The organism is Gordonia sputi NBRC 100414 (assembly GCF_000248055.1).
Taxonomy (GTDB): Bacteria; Actinomycetota; Actinomycetes; order Mycobacteriales; family Mycobacteriaceae; genus Gordonia; species Gordonia sputi.
This window is the reverse complement of sequence record NZ_BAFC01000098.1, coordinates 1-1,238: the sequence shown is the minus strand read 5'-3', so window position 1 is coordinate 1,238 and position 1,238 is coordinate 1. Positions and strand designations below refer to the sequence as shown.

The 1,238-nt window shown below is 68.6% G+C and carries 1 protein-coding gene; it reads left to right on the top strand.

Translation table 11 applies throughout. From position 1 onward, the window contains the following. The first annotated feature begins 161 nt into the window (after window positions 1-161). A complete protein-coding gene (locus tag GOSPT_RS16145) occupies window positions 162-857 on the top strand; it encodes a demethylmenaquinone methyltransferase (protein ID WP_039856312.1) in 696 nt (231 codons plus the stop codon). Window positions 858-1,238: the final 381 nt, after the last annotated feature.

The window sequence follows — 1,238 nt, the reverse complement described above, 5'->3', positions numbered from 1 at the left end:
TACGCATCGCGCGGCGATGGGTCGGGCAGGGCTTGCAGCGGTGCGCGATCGGACCTGGCCCGCGATCTGCGAGCAACTGGTTGGGCACTACCGCGCGGCGATCGCAGGACAGAGCGGACTGACCGATTCGGAGCTGTTGGCCGGGTAGTAGCGTGGTCGGCATGGCCATCACCGACCGCGCAGGTCTCGACAAGGCGCCTGCCGAGGTCGCCGCGATGTTCGACGGCGTCGCGAAGCGCTACGACATCACGAATACCGTGCTCTCCTTCGCGCAGGATCGTCGGTGGCGCAAGGCGACACGCAAAGCATTGGCGCTGGGCCCGTCGGACGTGGTGCTCGATCTCGCGGCGGGGACCGCTGTCTCGACCGTCGAGCTGGGGGAGTCGGGAGCGACGTGCATCGCCGCCGATTTCTCGCTGGGCATGTTGAAGGCGGGCGCCGACCGTGACGTTCCCAAGGTTGCGGCCGACGCGCTGGCGTTGCCGTTTGCGGACGGATCGTTCGACGCCGCGACGATCTCGTTCGGGCTGCGGAATGTGCAGGAGGTCCCACTCGCGCTGGCCGAGCTGAGCCGTGTGCTGAAACCCGGTGGGCGACTTGCGATCTGCGAGTTCTCGACCCCGACCTTCGGGCCTTTCCGCACCGTGTACATGGAGTACCTGATGAAGGCGCTGCCCGCGGTGGCGACCAAGGTGTCGAGCAATCCGGCGGCGTATGTGTATCTGGCAGAGTCGATTCGGGCGTGGCCCGACCAGTTCGGCCTCGGCGACCTGATCCGCGACGCGGGGTTCACCGACGTGCGCTGGCAGAACCTGACCGGCGGGATCGCCGCGGTGCACACTGGCCGCAAGGCCTAGGGCGGCCGGGTGCGTACACAATCGTGACGTGAGCGGGGCGCCGAGGAGATTATTGTCTTGGCGTCGCGCTGACGACCGAGTTGTGTACGCACGCTGCGGGCGATCTCGACAAGCTCGATCATCGGGGTGGGACTCAATAGGCGGGCCGGGCCCGACTGTGAATCAGCAGCCTCGCTGGTCGAGCGGGCGCGAGCGCAGCGAGCACCCAGGTCGAGACCACTGGGCCCGGCGGGTGATCTCGACAAGCTCGATCAGCGGCGGGGCTCGATCGGCGGGCCGGGGCCGTGGGGCGGCCGGGCGCAACTCTTGAGGGACGTGGGGCTGGCTGGGAGAGCCTGACCGGCGGGATCGCCGCGGTGCACACGGGCCGCAAGGCTTAGC